This window comes from Microbacterium sp. MMO-56 (assembly GCF_037146215.1).
Lineage (GTDB): Bacteria > Actinomycetota > Actinomycetes > Actinomycetales > Microbacteriaceae > Microbacterium.
This window is the reverse complement of record NZ_JBBCVW010000002.1, coordinates 230,720-247,563: the sequence shown is the minus strand read 5'-3', so window position 1 is coordinate 247,563 and position 16,844 is coordinate 230,720. Positions and strand designations below refer to the sequence as shown.

General features: G+C 71.7%; 14 protein-coding genes. 12 read left to right on the top strand and 2 right to left on the bottom strand.

The window, feature by feature from the left end; all coding sequences use genetic code 11:
* Positions 1–35 precede the first annotated feature (35 nt).
* Positions 36–1,814 (top strand): thiamine pyrophosphate-binding protein, encoded by a 1,779-nt coding sequence (locus tag WFI00_RS02840; RefSeq protein ID WP_336631049.1) that lies wholly within the window; start codon positions 36–38, stop codon positions 1,812–1,814.
* A 221-nt stretch (positions 1,815–2,035) separates the two neighbouring features.
* Positions 2,036–3,925 carry a cation:proton antiporter gene (locus tag WFI00_RS02835; protein ID WP_336631048.1) on the top strand — a complete coding sequence of 630 codons (1,890 nt, stop codon included), beginning with the start codon at positions 2,036–2,038 and terminating at the stop codon, positions 3,923–3,925.
* A gap of 151 nt (positions 3,926–4,076) precedes the next feature.
* Here WFI00_RS02835 and WFI00_RS02830 read toward each other — a convergent pair whose 3' ends face one another.
* Together WFI00_RS02830 and WFI00_RS02825 are read right to left on the bottom strand one after the other, a co-directional pair.
* The gene (locus WFI00_RS02830; RefSeq protein WP_336631047.1) at positions 4,077–5,969 is read right to left on the bottom strand and encodes an FAD-dependent monooxygenase; all 1,893 of its coding nucleotides are present in this window, start codon (positions 5,967–5,969) and stop codon (positions 4,077–4,079) included.
* A gap of 55 nt (positions 5,970–6,024) precedes the next feature.
* Complete coding sequence (locus WFI00_RS02825; protein WP_336631046.1) at positions 6,025–7,413, bottom strand: MFS transporter; 1,389 nt, start codon at positions 7,411–7,413, stop codon at positions 6,025–6,027.
* Positions 7,414–7,557: 144 nt separating this feature from the next.
* On the opposite strand from WFI00_RS02825, the gene WFI00_RS02820 reads away from it, so the two are divergent.
* The 10 genes from WFI00_RS02820 to WFI00_RS02775 all read left to right on the top strand — a co-directional run bounded on the left by WFI00_RS02820 (position 7,558) and on the right by WFI00_RS02775 (position 16,780).
* Positions 7,558–9,060 carry a fumarylacetoacetate hydrolase family protein gene (locus WFI00_RS02820; RefSeq protein ID WP_336631045.1) on the top strand — a complete coding sequence of 501 codons (1,503 nt, stop codon included), beginning with the start codon at positions 7,558–7,560 and terminating at the stop codon, positions 9,058–9,060.
* The gene (locus WFI00_RS02815) at positions 9,057–9,737 is read left to right on the top strand and encodes a GntR family transcriptional regulator (RefSeq protein ID WP_336631044.1); all 681 of its coding nucleotides are present in this window, start codon (positions 9,057–9,059) and stop codon (positions 9,735–9,737) included. The genes WFI00_RS02820 and WFI00_RS02815 overlap by 4 nt, the downstream gene beginning before the upstream one ends.
* Positions 9,734–11,251, top strand: a complete 1,518-nt coding sequence (hpaE, locus tag WFI00_RS02810) for a 5-carboxymethyl-2-hydroxymuconate semialdehyde dehydrogenase (protein ID WP_336631043.1) — start codon at positions 9,734–9,736, stop codon at positions 11,249–11,251. The genes WFI00_RS02815 and hpaE overlap by 4 nt, the downstream gene beginning before the upstream one ends.
* Before the next feature lie 137 nt (positions 11,252–11,388).
* Positions 11,389–12,555: a 3,4-dihydroxyphenylacetate 2,3-dioxygenase gene (gene hpaD / locus WFI00_RS02805; RefSeq protein ID WP_336631042.1), complete on the top strand. Its 1,167-nt coding sequence runs from the start codon at positions 11,389–11,391 to the stop codon at positions 12,553–12,555.
* Positions 12,556–12,597: 42 nt separating this feature from the next.
* Positions 12,598–13,383 (top strand): 2-keto-4-pentenoate hydratase, encoded by a 786-nt coding sequence (locus WFI00_RS02800; RefSeq protein ID WP_336631041.1) that lies wholly within the window; start codon positions 12,598–12,600, stop codon positions 13,381–13,383.
* Complete coding sequence (locus tag WFI00_RS02795; RefSeq protein ID WP_336631040.1) at positions 13,368–14,171, top strand: HpcH/HpaI aldolase family protein; 804 nt, start codon at positions 13,368–13,370, stop codon at positions 14,169–14,171. Before WFI00_RS02800 ends, WFI00_RS02795 begins: the two co-directional genes overlap by 16 nt.
* A gap of 61 nt (positions 14,172–14,232) precedes the next feature.
* Positions 14,233–15,030: a transglutaminase-like domain-containing protein gene (locus WFI00_RS02790; protein WP_336631039.1), complete on the top strand. Its 798-nt coding sequence runs from the start codon at positions 14,233–14,235 to the stop codon at positions 15,028–15,030.
* Positions 15,031–15,084: 54 nt separating this feature from the next.
* A complete protein-coding gene (locus WFI00_RS02785) occupies positions 15,085–15,537 on the top strand; it encodes a MarR family winged helix-turn-helix transcriptional regulator (RefSeq protein ID WP_336631038.1) in 453 nt (150 codons plus the stop codon).
* Positions 15,534–16,232 (top strand): NAD(P)H-dependent oxidoreductase, encoded by a 699-nt coding sequence (locus tag WFI00_RS02780; protein WP_336631037.1) that lies wholly within the window; start codon positions 15,534–15,536, stop codon positions 16,230–16,232. The genes WFI00_RS02785 and WFI00_RS02780 overlap by 4 nt, the downstream gene beginning before the upstream one ends.
* Positions 16,229–16,780 carry a hypothetical protein gene (locus WFI00_RS02775; RefSeq protein ID WP_336631036.1) on the top strand — a complete coding sequence of 184 codons (552 nt, stop codon included), beginning with the start codon at positions 16,229–16,231 and terminating at the stop codon, positions 16,778–16,780. Before WFI00_RS02780 ends, WFI00_RS02775 begins: the two co-directional genes overlap by 4 nt.
* The last annotated feature ends 64 nt before the right edge of the window (positions 16,781–16,844 follow it).

Here is a 16,844-nt window from a genome sequence, read left to right as displayed (position 1 = left end):
AACCCGTTCACCGTCTGTCCTCTCGGAGGCCGCCCATGCCCACCGTGTCCGCGCACGTCGCCCATGCCCTCGCCCAGCACATCGACCATGTCTTCGGGGTGATGGGCAACGGCAACGCCCACTTCCTCGACGCGCTCGAGCGCTCCACCGACGTCCACTACACCGCCCTCCGGCACGAGGCCGGCGGTGTCGTCGCCGCCGATGCCCACTTCCGCGCGGGCGGCGGACTCGCCGCCGCGACCGCCACCTACGGCGCAGGTTTCACCAACACCCTCACGGCGCTCGCCGAGGCGGTGCAGGCGCATGTGCCGCTCATCCTCGTCGTGGGAGACGAGCCCACCTCCGGGCCGCGTCCCTGGGACGTCGATCAGATCGCCCTCGCCTCGGCTGTCGGGGCGCGCACCTACACGGTCGGCCGGGCGGATGCCGCGGCGACCACCGTCATCGCGATCGAGCACGCCCTGTCGTACCGCGTCCCCACGGTGCTCGCCATCCCTTACGACGTCGCGAAGCTCGACGCCGGTCCCCTGTCGGACGCGCCGCGGCCCGCCTTGCCGGGGCCCGTCGCCCCCACCACGCCCTTCGCACTCGGGGTGATCGACGAGATCGCGGCGGCGCTCGAGCGCGCGCAACGTCCGCTGCTGCTCGCCGGACGCGGGGCATGGGAGGCCGGCGCCGGCCCGGCCCTCGACGCCCTGGCGGCTCGGACCGGGGCGCTGACGGCGTCGACGGCACTCGGGCGCGGGCTGTTCACGGACGACCGTTACGACCTCGGGGTCGCGGGCGGGTTCGGCGCCGAGGGGGCGATGGAGATCGCCGCCGAGGCCGACGTCGTCGTCGTCTTCGGAGCGGGGCTCAACCAGTTCACGATGCGCTTCGGAGCGCTCGTCTCGCCCCGGACCCGGCTGTTCCAGGTCGACATCGCTCCCGCGGCGACGCATCCGCATGTCGGCGGCTTCGTGCGCGGCGATGCCCGCCTGGTCGCCGAGCTGCTCCTCTCCCGCCTCGCGCCGTCCTCCTCCTCGCCGTCGCCCTCCTCGCCGTCGCCCTCCTCGCCCTCCCCCTTCTCCTCGAGAAACACCTCCGCGCACGAGAAACCACAGCACGAGGCGTTTCTCGCGGCGGATGTGGTTTCTCGCGAGCGGTGGCGGGATGCGGCGTCCGTTGCGGCGGCCCGAATGCGCGACGCGGGCGCGATCCTCGCGCCGGACGGACGTCTCGACCCGCGGGCCGTCGCGGCGCGGATCGGCGAGCTCCTCGACGGCCATGCCTCCACCCGCGACCGGGTCGTCGTCTCCGACGGAGGCCACTTCATCGGGTGGGCGAACATGTACTGGCCGGTCGCGTCGCCCGATCGGATGATGATGGTCGGCACCGCGTACCAGTCGATCGGCCTCGGCTTCCCGTCCGTCCCCGGGGCGGCCCTGGCCCGTCCGACGGCGACGATCGTGCTCTCGACCGGCGACGGGGGCGGCCTGATGGCCCTCGCCGACCTCGAATCCGCCGTGCGCGTCGCGGGAGGTCGGGGGCTCGCCGTCGTCTGGAACGATGCCGCCTACGGCGCCGAGGTGAACCTCTACGGGCTGCAGGGCCTCGCCCGCGAGCCCATGCTGATCCCCGAGGTCGACTTCGCTGGCCTCGCGCGAGCCGTAGGCGCAGAGGGCGTCGTCGTCCGGACCCTCGACGACCTCGACGCGCTGCAGCGGTGGGCGCGCACTCCGGTTGCTGACCGCCCGTTCCTGCTGCTCGACTGCCGCATCTCGGGCGACGTCATCGCGCCCTACCAGCAGGAGATCGTGCGCGTGAACTCCTGACGGGCATCCCGGGCGTTCACAACTCCGGAGAAGCCGCCCCCGCCCCGGCCCCACACCCCGGAACGACAGGCCGGGCCGCGGCGCGGCGACTGGATCTCCGGAGTTGTGAACGTCCGATCCTGCCCGCGGGCGCGCCCGATCCTGCCCGCGGGGAATGCGCGGGGCTTCTCCTGCGCTGGACACAGCGCGCACACTGTGTGTGGGCGATGGAGGGGGATGCCATGCAAGGTCTCGAAGTGACGGTCCTGCTCGGCCTCGCGATCCTGACGGGGACGGCGCTGGCGCCTCGGCTCCGCATCGCGACGCCCCTGCTGCTGGTGGTCATCGGCCTGCTGCTCGGGTTCGTGCCCGAGCTGCGCGAGATCCAGCTGCCGCCCGAGACGGTCCTGCTGCTGTTCCTGCCGGTGATGCTCTTCTGGGAGAGCCTCACGACATCGCTGCGGGCGATCCGCCGGTCGCTGCGGTACATCGTCCCGATGAGCACGCTGCTCGTGGTCGCATCGGCGTTCGGGGTGGCCTGGATCGCGACGCTGTTCGGGATGCCCTGGCAGACCGGTCTGCTGCTCGGTGCCGCCGTCGCCCCGCCCGACGCGACGGCCGTCGCGGCGCTCGGCAGGCTGCTGCCGCAGCGGATGTTCATGAAGCTCAAGGCGGAGAGCCTCACCAACGACGGGACGGCTCTGGTCGTGTACGCCATCGCGCTCGCGCTCGTCCTCGGCGACGACGTGACGCCCTGGACGGTGACGGGCACCGTGCTGGTGTCGTACCTGGGCGGGGCCGCCGCGGGCATCGCGACGGCGGCGCTCGCCTACGCCGGCCTGCGCCGCGCGCGCTCGCCCATCGTCATCAACACGGCGCTCGTGCTCATCCCCTTCACCGCGTTCCTGACGGCCGAGTTCGTCCACGCCTCGGGCGTCCTCGCGGTGGTCTTCGCAGGGCTCATCGTCGCCTGGTCCCTCCCCCGGATCACCACCGCGACCTCGCGCCGCCAGGCCGTGGCCGCCTGGCCCTTCGGCGTGTACCTGCTCAACGGCGCCCTGTTCGTGCTCATCGGCCTCGAGGTGCAGTTCGTCGTGCACGACATCCCGGGCCGCCTGATCGCCGTCCTGCTGCTGGTGACCGTCGCCGCCTGGGTCATGCTGCTCGTCGTCCGGTATGTCTTCCAGCTGCTGACCGCGCCGTTCTCACGCCCCGGGCCGAGACCGCGTCGGCGGGCGACCCGGGGCCCCGCCGGTGTCGGCGCCCCCGACGTCGAGGACGTCGCCGCGCCCGCCCGCGTTCCGCTGCGGCTCGGCAACCGCGGCCGCATCGTGAGCACGTTCGCGGGCTTCCGGGGCGCCGTGTCCCTCGCGATCGCGCTCTCGGTGCCCGACACCGTGACCGGCGCCGGCGACCTGTCGGGGCGCGACGCGGTCGTGTTCGTCACGGCCGGGGTCATCCTGCTGAGCCTGCTCGTGCAGGGGCCGCTCCTGCCGCTCATCGTCCGCTGGGCGAACCTCCCCGACGACGGGGTCGCCGACGACGAGTACGAGCTCGCGCAGCGGACGATCTCGGGGGCCGCGCTCGCGGCGATCGACGACCTGGCCGCCGAGCACGGCATCAGCGACGAGGTGCGCGACCGTGCTCGGCGCGAGGGGTACGAGCAGCTCGAGCTCGCCAACGCCCGGGCCTACGCGCGCCAGAGCCGGCTCGACGATGCACGGATCGTCGAGCTCGAGACGATGCTCGCCGACGCGGCGGCGCCCGACACGGGCCCCGTGCCGACGGAGGCCGGACCGGTCCCGCCCGGTGATCGCGGCGCGGTGACGGTGGATGCCTCGGATGCGACGAATGCGACCGTGGACGGCGCGCCCGGCGAGGCATCCGTTCCCCGTGCGACCTCGACGCTGCAGATGCTGGCGACGAGCGACGGGATCGACCTCACCCAGCGCTCACCCCTCGTGCGGCACGAGGAGCTGACACGGCTGCGGCTCGCGCTCCTCGACCGCAAGCGCGAGGTGCTGCACCGGCTGCGACGCGACGGGACGGTCGACGACCTGATCGTGCGGCACATCCAGGGCCGGCTCGACCTGGAGGAGCTGCGCCTGCGCGGCATCGACCAATTCGAGTAGCCCGGCGTCTGCGGTCGCACCCCGCATCCGTACCGCCGTCGAGACCGCCTCCCCGCGGCGAGACCCACGCCCACGACCGCGGTCTCGACGCCCGCCGCGGGTCTCGCCGCGCCGCGCACGCGCACACGCACGCGCGGCGGCGCCGGCGCGCTCACGCCTGCGGGAGCATCCACTCCGCGAAGAACGCGCTCAGCTCGGCCGTCGCGTCGAGCGGCAGCACCTGCGCGACGTACTGATCGGGACGGACCACCACGACGACGCCGTCGCGCGACAGTCCGCGCTCGGCGAAGACGTCGACCTCGTTCCAGCGGGCGGGGCCGGCCGCGAACACCTTCTCCCAGTCCATCAGGCCGAGCGGCCCGGTGTGCGGGCGGAAGATCGCCGGCACCCGCGTGATGTCCACCTCGTCGAAGCCGTGCGGGTAGACGACCTTGACGTCGAACACCGCGTCGATGTCGACACCGGCCGGTGTGCACCGTCGCACGGGCGAGTCGGATGCCTCGGCGAGCCACTGCGCGAACCGCGCCGTCGCCGAGTCGTCGGCCAGGCCGTCGGCATCCGCGAAGACGTAGATCCGCCACCGCCCGTCGGCGCGCGCGTGGTGCCCCAGGTGCACGACGTTCCCGTCGGCGACGAGCGTGACCGGCGCGCTCTTGAACCTCTTGCCGAGCGGGAAGCCGGTGGCGAGCTCCGGCCGCGAGGTCGCGGCGACCACGCCGGTTCCCGGCTGGTACTGCGTCATGAACCCGGAGGGGAACTCCGCCGTGGCGAGATAGTACGTCGCGAGGTCTTCGGGATCGGAGATCTCCTCGGGCTTGCGCGCCATGAGCGTCGACCACTCCTTGTCGAAGTCGATCAGCTGCTGCGCGACGGGGCGCCGCTCGGCACTGTAGGTCGACAGGAGCGACGGAGAGCTCAGCCCGGTGAGCACAGAGCCGAGCTTCCAGCCCAGGTTGAAGCCGTCCTGCATCGAGACGTTCATCCCCTGGCCCGCCTTGGCGCTGTGCGTGTGGCACGCGTCGCCGGTGAGGAACACGCGCGGGTCGCCGCTGTCCGGGGCGTCGTCGAATCCGTCCGTCACCCGGTGCCCCACCTCGTACACGCTGTGCCAGGCCACGCTCTTCACGTCGAGTGTGTACGGATGCAGGATCGCGTTCGCCTTGTCGACGATGGCCTCGATGGGCGTCTGGCGCACCCGATGGTCGTCGTCGTCCGCGACGGCGCCGAGGTCGACGTAGATGCGGCACAGGTACCCGCCCTCGCGGGGGATGTGCAGGATGTTCCCCGCCTCCGAGTTGATCGCGCACTTGATGCGCCAGTCCGGGAAGTCGGTGTCCACGAGGACGTCCATGACACCCCACGCGTGCTGCGAGATGTCGCCGACGTGCACGCGCCCGATCGCGTCGCGCACGCGGCTGCGCGCCCCGTCGCATCCGACGACGTACCGCGCGCGCACCGTGCGCTGCTCTCCGGCACGCTCCCCCGCGACGTAGCGGATGCCGACCTCGACCGGATACTCACCGGTCTCGTGCACCGTGAGCCCGGTGAACTCCACCCCGTAGTCCGGCGAGATCCTGCCCGGGCCGTGCGCGGCGGCCTCGGCGAAGTAGTCCAGCACACGCGCCTGGTTCACGATGAGGTGCGGGAACTCGCTGATGTCGTACGCGTAGTCGGCGGTCCGAGACCGACGCACGATGTTCTCGGGGTTCTCCGGGTCCGGGCCCCAGAAGTTCATCCACCCGATGTTGTACGCCTCGGCGACGATCCGCTCCGCGAACCCGAAGGCCTGGAACGTCTCGACGCTGCGCGGCTGGATGCCGTCGGCCTGGCCGAGGGGCAGGCGTCCCTCCCGCCGCTCGATGATCCGCGTGACGATCCCCGGATACTGCGAGAGCTGCGCCGACAGGAGCATGCCCGCCGGTCCCGAGCCGACGACGAGGACGTCGATCTCGTCCGGCAGATCGACGGGGCGATCGATCCCGACACCGGCGGCCGGCAGCACGCGCGGGTCTGCGGACACGTATCCGTGATGGTGGAACTGCATCGTCTTCGATCCCTTCCTCGGACGGCGATGTCGAATGGCTCGCGCGGGGCCCGGCTCAGGCCTTCGACAGCCCGTAGATCGGGCTCACCGACTGCTCCGCCTCGTGGTCGGGGCCGAGCGGGATGCCGCTGCGGTCGCGCAGCAGCAGCGTGGCGGCGAGCCCGAGCACCGTCATCCCGGCCAGGTACCACGTCACCCCGACCGTCGATCCGGTCGCCTGCACGATCGCCTGGGCGATGGTCGGCGCGAACGCGCCGCCGAGGATGGCTCCGATCGCATACGAGATCGAGACGCCCGAGAAGCGGATGGATGCCGGGAACAGCTCCGAGTACAGCGCCGCCTGCGGGCCGTAGGTGAAGCCGAGGCCGACCGTGAGGATCACGAGGCCGAGGGCGAGGTTGACCGCAGACCCGGTGTTCACGAGCGGGAAGAGAACGAAGACACCCGCCAGCTGCAGGATCCATCCGATGATGTAGGTCGCGCGGCGGCCGATGCGGTCGGAGATCCAGCCCGAGACGAAGGTGAACAGCAGCCAGGTGACGGCGGAGAGCGTCACGGCCCCCAGGACGTCGGCCGTCGCGAGCCCGATCGGCCCCTTGGGGTCGGTGGCGTAGCGCTGGATGTAGCCGCCCGTGGTCATGTACCCGACGGCGTTGTTCCCCGCGAAGACGAGCGCCGCGATGACCACGAGGAGCGCGTGCTTGCGGAACAGCTGCACGATCGGCATCCGCGACTCCTCCTTGCGCTCGGCGAGCTCGGTGAACACCGGGCTCTCCTCGACGCGGCGGCGGATGTAGTAGCCGATGAGGATCAGCACGAACGACAGCACGAAGGGCACGCGCCAGCCCCACTCGATGAAGGCCTCACCGGGGGCGATGAGCGCCATGACGGCGAGCATGCCCGAGGCGAGCAGCAGTCCGAGCGGCACACCCATCTGCGGGGACGCGCCGAACACGCCGCGCTTGCGCTTGGGGGCGTGCTCCACCGCGAGCAGCACCGCGCCGCCCCACTCGCCGCCGGCCGAGATGCCCTGCACGATGCGCAGCACGATCAGAAGGATCGGCGCGGCGATGCCGATCACGGCATATGTCGGCAGGAGGCCGACGAGGGTGGTCGCGACGCCCATGAGGATGAGGGTCGCCATGAGGACGACGCGGCGTCCGTACTTGTCGCCGAAGTGCCCCGCGAGGAACGCGCCGAGGGGGCGGAAGAGGAAGCTGATGCCGACCGTGAGGAACGACAGCACCTGGGCGATGCCCTCCCCCGCAGGGGCGAAGAACAGCTGACCGAAGACGAGACCGGCCGCGGAGGCGTAGATGAAGAAGTCGTACCACTCGACGGTCGTGCCGACGATCGTGGCGAACACCACGCGGCGTCGGTCGGCGTGGGTGGCGATGGTGCCCGTGGGGGTGAACCCGTCGGACGCTGATGCGGATGTGCTCATGTCGTGAACTCCAGTGTTCGGATGTCGACGCTCCGGTGACGTCATCGTCGGACGGCGGAGAGGTCACCGTCTCCGGGTCGCCTCTTGTCCGCCGTGGTCCCGATGATATACGATTTCAGATACGACGCAAGAGCGAGGAGGCTCATGACCATCGACACCGCCGCGGCGGCACCCGACCCGGACCCGCGTTTCCGCGGCCTCCCCGGTCGGCCCGGCAAGATCGTCGCCGTCCACCTGAGCTACTCCTCGCGCGCGGACCAGCGCGGTCGTCGGCCCGCCTTCCCCTCCTACTTCGTCAAGGCGTCCAGCTCGGTCGCCGCGAGCGGAGGCACCGTCGAGCGCCCCGCCGGCACCGAGCTGCTCGCCTTCGAGGGCGAGATCGCCCTCGTGATCGGCGCACCCGCACGCCGTGTGTCCCTCGAGGACGCGTGGGACCACGTGGCCTGGGTGACGGCGTCCAACGACCTCGGCCTGTACGACCTGCGGGCGAACGACAAGGGCTCCAACGTCCGTTCGAAGAGCGGCGACGGATTCACCCCGATCGGCCCCGGGCTCATGGACGCACGCGCGATCGACCCGGCCGCACTGCGCGTGCGTACGTGGGTGAACGGCGAACTCCGCCAGGACGACACGACGGCGGGGCTCCTCTTCCCCCTCGCGCAGTTCGTCGCGGATCTCTCCCAGCACGTCACGCTCGAGACCGGAGACGTCATCCTGACCGGGACGCCGGCGGGCTCCTCCGTCATCGTCCCGGGCGACGTCGTCGAGGTCGAGGTCGACGAGCCGGCGACGGGAGTCACCAGCGGCCGCCTGGTCACGACGGTGGTCGACGGTCCCGCCCTCGCCTTCGACGGCGCGATCGGATCGCTGCCCGCCGTCGACGACCTCCAGCGCGAGGAGGCGTGGGGGTCCCGCGAGGCCGCCGGGCTCGCGCCCGCGGAGTCCGGGAGCGCCGCACCCGCTCTCGCCCCGTCCCTGCGCGAGAAGCTCGAGCGCGTCCCGGTCGCGGGCCTGTCGCAGCAGCTGCGCAAGCGCGGCCTGAACGACGTCACGATCGACGGCGTCCGCCCGCTCCACCCAGACCGGAAGCTCGTCGGCGTCGCGAGGACCCTGCGGTTCGTGCCGGGCCGCGAGGACCTGTTCGCGAGCCACGGCGGCGGGTACAACGCGCAGAAGCGCACCTTCGACGCCGTCGGCGAGGGCGAGGTCATCGTCATCGAGGCCCGCGGCGAGGCGGGCTCGGGAACGCTGGGCGACATCCTCGCGATCCGCGCGCAGGCGCGCGGCGCCGCCGGGGTCGTCACGGACGGCGGCGTGCGCGACCTGGACGCGGTCCGCGCCGTGGGCCTGCCGGTCTACACGGTCGGCGCGCACCCCGCGGTCCTCGGCCGCAAGCACGTCCCGTGGGACCACGACGTGACGATCGCGTGCGGCGGGGCGACGGTCCAGCCGGGCGATGTCATCGTCGGCGACGCCGACGGGGTGATCGTGATCCCCCCGGCGCTCGCCGAGGAGGTCGCCGACGCCGCCCTCGCCCAGGAGGTGGAGGATGCCTGGATCGCGGCCCGCGTCGCGGAAGGGCACCCCGTCGACGGACTGTTCCCGATGAACGCGGCCTGGCGCGCACGCTACGAGGAGGACCGATGACCACCGTCGAGACCGGCAGCAAGTCGGAGGTCGCCTACGACTGGATCCGGGCACGGATCACGCGACACGAGTACGGTCCGGGCTACCGGCTCGTGCTGGGCGCGATCGCCGCCGATCTTGGCATGAGCGTCGTGCCGGTGCGCGAGGCCATCCGCCGCCTGGAGGCCGAGCACCTCGTCACGTTCGAGAAGAACGTCGGTGCCCGCGTCTCGGTCGTCGACGAGGAGGCGTACGTGCACACGATGCAGACGCTCAGTCTCGTCGAGGGCTACGCGACGCGGCTGGCCGCCCCGTTCGTCACCGAGGACGACCTCGCCGCCGCCGCGGAGATCAACGAGCGGATGCACCGGCTGGTCGACGACTTCGACGCGCACCTGTACACGCAGCTCAACCAGCGCTTCCACGCCGTGCTGTTCGACCGGTGCCCGAACCCGCACATCCTCGACCTCGTCGGCCGGGGCTGGTCGCGGCTGGCCGGACTGCGCGACACGTCGTTCTCGCTGATCCCGAGCCGGCCGCGCCACTCGGTGGAGGAGCACGACCGCATCCTCGAGCTGATCCGCATCGGCGCCGACCCGGACGAGCTCGAGATGTTCACCCGGAACCACCGCCTGCGCACGCTCGACGCGTTCCTGCAGGCCCGACACCCACTGAACCCGATCACGGAGACACCATGAGCGACACGACTCCCGCCCTCGATGCCCGCCACGTCCCGGCGGACCTGCCCGACCGCATCCGCCACTACATCGACGGAGCGTTCGTCGACTCGGTCGACGGTGACACCTTCGAGGTGCTCGAGCCGGTCTCGAACGAGGTGTATGTGCAGGCCGCCGCCGGCAAGAAGGCCGACATCGAGCTCGCCGTCGCCGCCGCCCGGCGCGCGTTCGAGGAGGGGCCGTGGCCGCGGATGCTGCCGCGCGAGCGGTCCCGCATCCTCCACCGCATCGCCGACATCGTCGAGTCGCGCGACGCCCGGCTCGCCGAGCTCGAGTCCTTCGACTCGGGCCTTCCGATCACCCAGGCACTCGGCCAGGCCCGTCGCGCCGCCGAGAACTTCCGGTTCTTCGCGGACCTGATCGTCGCGCAGTCCGACGACACCTTCAAGGTCCCGGGGCGTCAGATCAACTACGTCAACCGCAAGCCGATCGGCGTGGCCGGACTCATCACGCCGTGGAACACCCCCTTCATGCTCGAGTCCTGGAAGCTCGGTCCCGCCCTCGCGACCGGCAACACGGTCGTCCTCAAGCCCGCGGAGTTCACCCCCCTGTCGGCGTCGCTGTGGGCGGGGATCTTCGAGGAGGCGGGGCTCCCCCAGGGCGTTTTCAACCTCGTCAACGGTCTCGGCGAGGATGCCGGCGACGCGCTCGTGAAGCACCCGGACGTGCCGCTCATCTCCTTCACGGGCGAGAGCCGGACCGGCCAGATCATCTTCGGGAACGCCGCGCCCTACCTGAAGGGCCTGTCGATGGAGCTCGGGGGCAAGAGCCCCGCCATCGTCTTCGCCGACGCCGACCTCGACGCCGCGATCGACGCCACGATCTTCGGCGTGTTCTCGCTCAATGGCGAGCGCTGCACGGCGGGCAGCCGCATCCTCGTGCAGCGGGATGTCTACGACGAGTTCGTCGAGCGCTATGCCGCCCAGGCGAGCCGTGTGAAGGTCGGATACCCGCACGACCCCGCGACCGAGGTCGGCGCGCTCGTCCACCCCGAGCACTTCGCGAAGGTCATGGGCTACGTCGAGATCGGCAAGAGCGAGGGACGTCTCGTCGCCGGCGGCGGGCAGCCCGAGGGATTCGAGTTCGGCAACTTCGTCGCCCCGACCGTCTTCGCCGACGTGGCGCCCGACGCACGCATCTTCCAGGAGGAGATCTTCGGTCCCGTCGTGGCGATCACCCCGTTCGACACCGACGAGGAGGCGCTCGCCCTCGCGAACGACACGAAGTACGGCCTCGCCGCGTACGTCTGGACCAATGATCTCAAGCGCGCCCACAACGTCGCGCAGGCCGTCGAGGCGGGGATGGTGTGGCTGAACTCCAACAACGTGCGGGACCTCCGCACCCCGTTCGGGGGCGTCAAGGCATCCGGCCTCGGTCACGAGGGGGGCTACCGCTCGATCGACTTCTACACCGATCAGCAGGCCGTGCACATCACCCTCGGCACGGTGCACAACCCCACCTTCGGCAAGCTCTGACCCGCCCCGCCCAGCCCACCCGCCCGCCCGCCCGCCCGCCCGCCGAGTGTCCACGACACGCCGCCCCGCACCCCTCACGCGCGGCGTGTCGTGGACACTCGGCCACCGCACCACTCCACGAAAGCAAGGACGCTGACATGACCCACCGCGACGAGATGACGCTGACCTCCTCGGGCTACTACGTGAGCCAGGAGGCCCCGATCCACTCCGAGAACCCGGTCGCGACGCCGACCGCCACGCCCCCCGACATCCTCCGCTGCGCGTACATGGAGCTGGTCGTCACCGACCTCGCCGCCTCCCGCCGGTTCTACGTCGACGTGCTCGGCCTCTACGTCACCGCCGAGGACGACGAGGCGATCTACCTCCGCTCGACCGAGGAGTTCATCCACCACAACCTCGTGCTGCGGAAGGGACCGATCGCCGCGGTCGCCGCCTTCAGCTACCGGGTGCGCTCCGCCGAGGACCTCGACCGCGCCGTCGCGTTCTACACCGAGCTCGGATGCCGCGTCGAGCGCCGCCCGGAGGGCTTCGTCCAGGGCATCGGCGACTCGGTGCGCGTCGAGGACCCCCTCGGCTTCCCCTACGAGTTCTTCTTCGAGACGACCCACGTCGAGCGTCTGTCGTGGCGCTACGACCTGCACACCCCGGGCGAGCTCGTGCGCCTCGACCACTTCAACCAGGTCACCCCCGACGTGCCGCGCGCCGTGCGCCACTACCAGGACCTCGGCTTCCGCGTGACCGAGGACATCCAGGACGAGGACGGCACGGTCTACGCCGCCTGGATGCGCCGCAAGCCCACCGTGCACGACACCGCCGCCACCGGCGGCGACGGCCCGCGGATGCATCACGTCGCCTTCGCGACCCACGAGAAGCACAACATCCTCGCGATCTGCGACAAGCTCGGCGCGCTCCGCCGGTCGGATGCCATCGAACGCGGCCCGGGGCGCCACGGCGTCTCCAACGCGTTCTACCTGTACCTGCGCGACCCCGACGGCCACCGCGTCGAGATCTACACGCAGGACTACTACACCGGAGACCCCGACAACCCGGTCGTGACGTGGGACGTGCACGACAACCAGCGCCGCGACTGGTGGGGCAACCCCGTCGTGCCCTCCTGGTACACGGATGCCTCGCTCGTGCTCGACCTCGACGGCAACCCGCAGCCCGTGGTCGCCCGCACCGACTCGTCGGAGATGGCGGTCACGATCGGCGCCGACGGCTTCTCGTACACGCGCCGCGACGAGGGCGAGCAGTCGATGCCCGAATGGAAGCAGGGCGAGTACAAGCTCGGCCACCAGCTCTGATCGCCCACCGACCCTGATCGTCCACGGCTCCAGGAGGACGCCATGCTCACACCCGACCGGATCGCCGCGATCGCGGACGAACTCGCCGAGGCCGACCGCACGCACGGGGTCATCCCCCGGATCACGGCGCGCTACCCCGAGGCGACCGTCGAGGACTCCTACGCGATCCAGGGCGTCTGGCGCGACCGCATGATCGCGTCGGGGCGGCGCCTCGTGGGGCGCAAGATCGGCCTCACCTCGAAGGCGATGCAGCAGGCCACCGGCATCACCGAGCCCGACTACGGCGTCATGTTCGACGACACCGTGTACGACAGCGGCGCGACGATCCCGACGGCCCACTTCTCGAACGTGCGCATCGAGGTCGAGCTCGCCTTCGTCCTGAAGGAGCCGCTCGAGGGCCCGGACTGCACGCTCGAGGACGCCCTCGCCGCGATCGACTACGCGGTGCCCGCGCTGGAGATCCTCAACTCCCACATCGAGCTCGAGGGTCGCACGATCGTGGACACGATCAGCGACAACGCCGCCTATGGCGCGATGGTGCTCGGCGACGTGCACCGCCGCCCCGACGAGATCGACCTGCGCTGGGTGCCGGGGGTCCTCAGCCGCAACGGCGAGATCGAGGAGACGGGGGTCGCCGCGGGCGTCCTCGGTCATCCGGCCACCGGCGTCGCGTGGCTCGCCAACACGTTCGCCCGGCACGGTGCGAGACTCGAGGCCGGAGAGATCATCCTCGCCGGCTCCTTCACCCGTCCGATGTGGGTCGCCGCGGGCGACGAGGTGAGCTGCGACTACGGACCGATGGGGGTCATCACGTGCCGATTCGACTGAGCGAGACCTTCCGCGACCGGCTCGCCGCCGCGCCCCGCCCCCTCGCCGGGGGGTGGATCTGCTCGGGCTCCCCGCTCGTCGCGGAGATCATGGCCGGATCGGGCCTCGACTGGGTGCTCATCGACATGGAGCACAGCCCGAACACGCTGGACAGCGTGCTCGCCCAGCTCCAGGCCGTCGCGGCCACGGACGCGACGCCGGTCGTCCGCGTGCCGATCGGCGACGTCGTGACGATCAAGCAGGTCCTCGACCTCGGTGCGCAGAACATCCTCGTGCCGATGGTGTCCTCCGCGGAGGAGGCTCGCGACGTCGTCGCCGCCGTGCGCTACCCGCCGCGGGGTCGTCGCGGCGTCGGGTCGGCCCTGGCCCGCTCCGCGCGGTGGAACCGCATCGAGGACTACCTGCGGCGCGCGGACGACCACGTCTCGGTCTTCGTCCAGATCGAGACCGTGCAGGGTGTGGACGCCGCCGCGGAGATCGCCGCGGTCGACGGCGTCGACGGGGTCTTCGTGGGGCCGTCCGATCTCGCCGCCTCGATGGGGCTCCTCGGCGAGCAGACGCATCCGGACGTCGTCGCCGCCGTCGTGCGCACGTTCGAGGCCGTGACGGGGGCGGGCGTCCCGGTGGGCGTCAACGCCTTCGACCCCGCCGCCGCGCAGTCGTACGTCGAGGCGGGCGCGGACTTCCTCCTGGTCGGCGCCGACGTCGCCCTGCTGGCCCGGGGGTCCGAGGCCCTGGCGGCGCGCTGGACGTCCGCAGAGGGAGATGCCGCGCGCCCCTCCTACTGACCGGGACCGCGCCCGTGTCAAGGGTCACGAGACGGAAACAGGAGCGTGGCACGCTGGGCGCATGCAGCGCACCGTGACCAGCCACATCGTCCTCGACGTCACCCAGACGGCGGATCTCGTGTTCGCGATCGCCGTCGCGGATGCCTACGCACCCGCGTCCGAGTCCCTCACCGCGACCCTCGACGGCGCGCCGGTGACGCTCCGCGAGCTCGCCGACGCGCACGGGGGCCGGCTGCACCGGCTGACCGCGAGCCCGGGCCGTCTCGTCGTGGACTACTCGGCGACGATCGACGGCGAGGCCGAGCTGCTCGCCGCCGACGAGACGGAGCTGCTCGTGTACGGCCGTCCGAGCCGCTATGCCGAGTCCGACGCGCTGGCCCCGACCGCGGCGGCGGAGTTCGGCGACGTGGACGACGAGCGATCCACCCTCCTCGCGGTGTCGTCCTGGGTCGGCACCCAGCTCTCGTACGTGAGCGGATCGAGCCTGCCCACCGACGGCGCGGTCCGCACGCTGCTCGCTCGCCAGGGGGTGTGCCGCGACTACAGCCACCTGTGCGTCGCGCTGCTGCGCGCCCGGGGCATCCCGGCTCGCCTGGTCGCCGTCTACGCTCCGGGTCTGGATCCGATGGACTTCCACGCGGTCGCCGAGGCCTGGGTCGACGGCGGCTGGCGCGTCGTCGACGCGACCACCCTCGCGCCGCGGGGCACCCTCGTGCGCATCGCGACGGGACGGGATGCCTCGGACACGGCCTTCTTGAACGTCCTCGACGGACGCGCCGGTCTCGTCGAGGTCGTGGTCACCGCGACGGCCGACGTCCTCCCCGGCGACGATCTCGACCGCCTGGTCTCGATCTCCTGACATCCCCGATGTCAACGGGTTGACATAGCGCGTGTCAACTGGTTGACTCGGGGTATGGCCGAGCGCATCACCGTCACCCTCCACGAGCTCGTGGCCGAGCTCGACATCTACGCCGACGCCCGCCTGCGCGAGCGCCACGGCGTCTCGTTCAACCTCTTCGAGCTGCTCGCCACGCTCGCCGAGACCGCCCCCATCGACATCACGGGGCTCGCCCGGTGCCTGCGCGTCACGAAGGCCGCGGTCAGCAAGCGCGTGCCCGCCCTCGTCGCGGACGGATGGATCACCGCCGACGGCGGCGAGGGTCGGCGCATCGTGCTGGCGCTGACGCCTCGGGGCGCCGAGCTGGTGCGCCGTGCCGGCGGCGAGCTGGAGGCCGAGTTCGCCGGCATGCTCACCGAGCTGCGCGAGGCGCCGGCATCCGCGGACGATCCGATCGACGCCGAGGCCCTCAACGCGCACCTCACCCGACTCACCGACATCGTCATCGCGAAAGGCCGCACCCCGTGAACCGACGCCTCCTCGTCATCATCGGCACCCCCATCCCCGACAGCCTCGCCCACGCGCTGGCGGACGGCTACGTCGCCTCCGCCCGCGCGGCGGGTGCGGAGGTGCGGGTGATCGACCTCGCCCGCGACCCGGTGCCCGCGCATCCCCGCTCGCACGACCAGCTGCGGATGCCGCGCCCCGGGCGCGACGACGACCTCCCCCTCGACCCCGAGGTCGCGCGCTACATCGACGACGTGCGCTGGGCCGACCACCTGACCGTCTTCCACCCGCAGTGGTGGGGAACCGTTCCCGCCGCGCTCAAGGCGTTCATCGACCGCGTCTTCCTCTCCGGCGCGGCGTTCCGCTACCGCGAGCGGTCGGTCGTCTCCGAGCGGCTGCTGCGCGGCCGGACGGCGCGGATCGTCATGACCATGGACTCGCCGCGGCTGTGGAACCGGCTCGCCTACCGGGGTGCGGCCGAAGCGTCGCTCGCCCGGGCGACGTTCGCGTACTGCGGCATCCGCACGATCGGCATCACCCGGCACACGCCGATCCGCTTCAGCGACGAGGCCACGAGGTCCGGGTGGATCGCGGGGGCCGCACGGAACGGGCGCACGGACGCGGCCTCTCCGAGGCGCGCGCCGCGGCAGGAGGAGTCGCCCGTCGGGGCGGGATCCTTCCCGCGCACCGGAGGTCGTGGCACGCTGGAGGCATGAAGACCTGGATCGTGCGCTTCGCGTCGCTGTACGTGTTCAACGTCGTGGTGCTGATCGCGATCGGACTGTTCACCCCGGCGCGCGTCGGGTTCGCCGTGATCTGGGCGGGCGTCGTGCTGACGCTCGCGGAGCTGATCGTGAAGCCGCTCGCGCAGAAGGCCTTCCAGTCGGCCGCCGCGAAGTCGTCGAGCGAGCGGACCGCGGCGGGAGAAGCCCTCGTGCAGGGCGCGATCGTGCTCGCCGTGGCCGCGATCGTCTGGGTGATCACCCTCCTGCTGTCGGGGGTGAACGCGCGCGGGAGCTGGTTCTGGGCGTACGTGCTCCCGCCGGTGTTCATCGCGATCGGGTGGTTCGTCTACGACCGGATCGACGATCGGGTCGAAGCGACCGCGGGGCGGCTGTACGACTCCGCGACGGGCCGGCGGACGGACGCCCCGTCGGCACCCTCGTCGGTCGCGGGAGCGCCCGCGGCGCCTCCGCGGACGCAGCCCGACGACGGGCTCACCCCGGAGCAGCGCAAGATGCTCGACGACCTCGGGACGAGCTGACCGCTCCACCCGCGCGCGACGGCGATGACGAGCGCGTAACAAAGGGACGCGCGAGGCCCTCGTC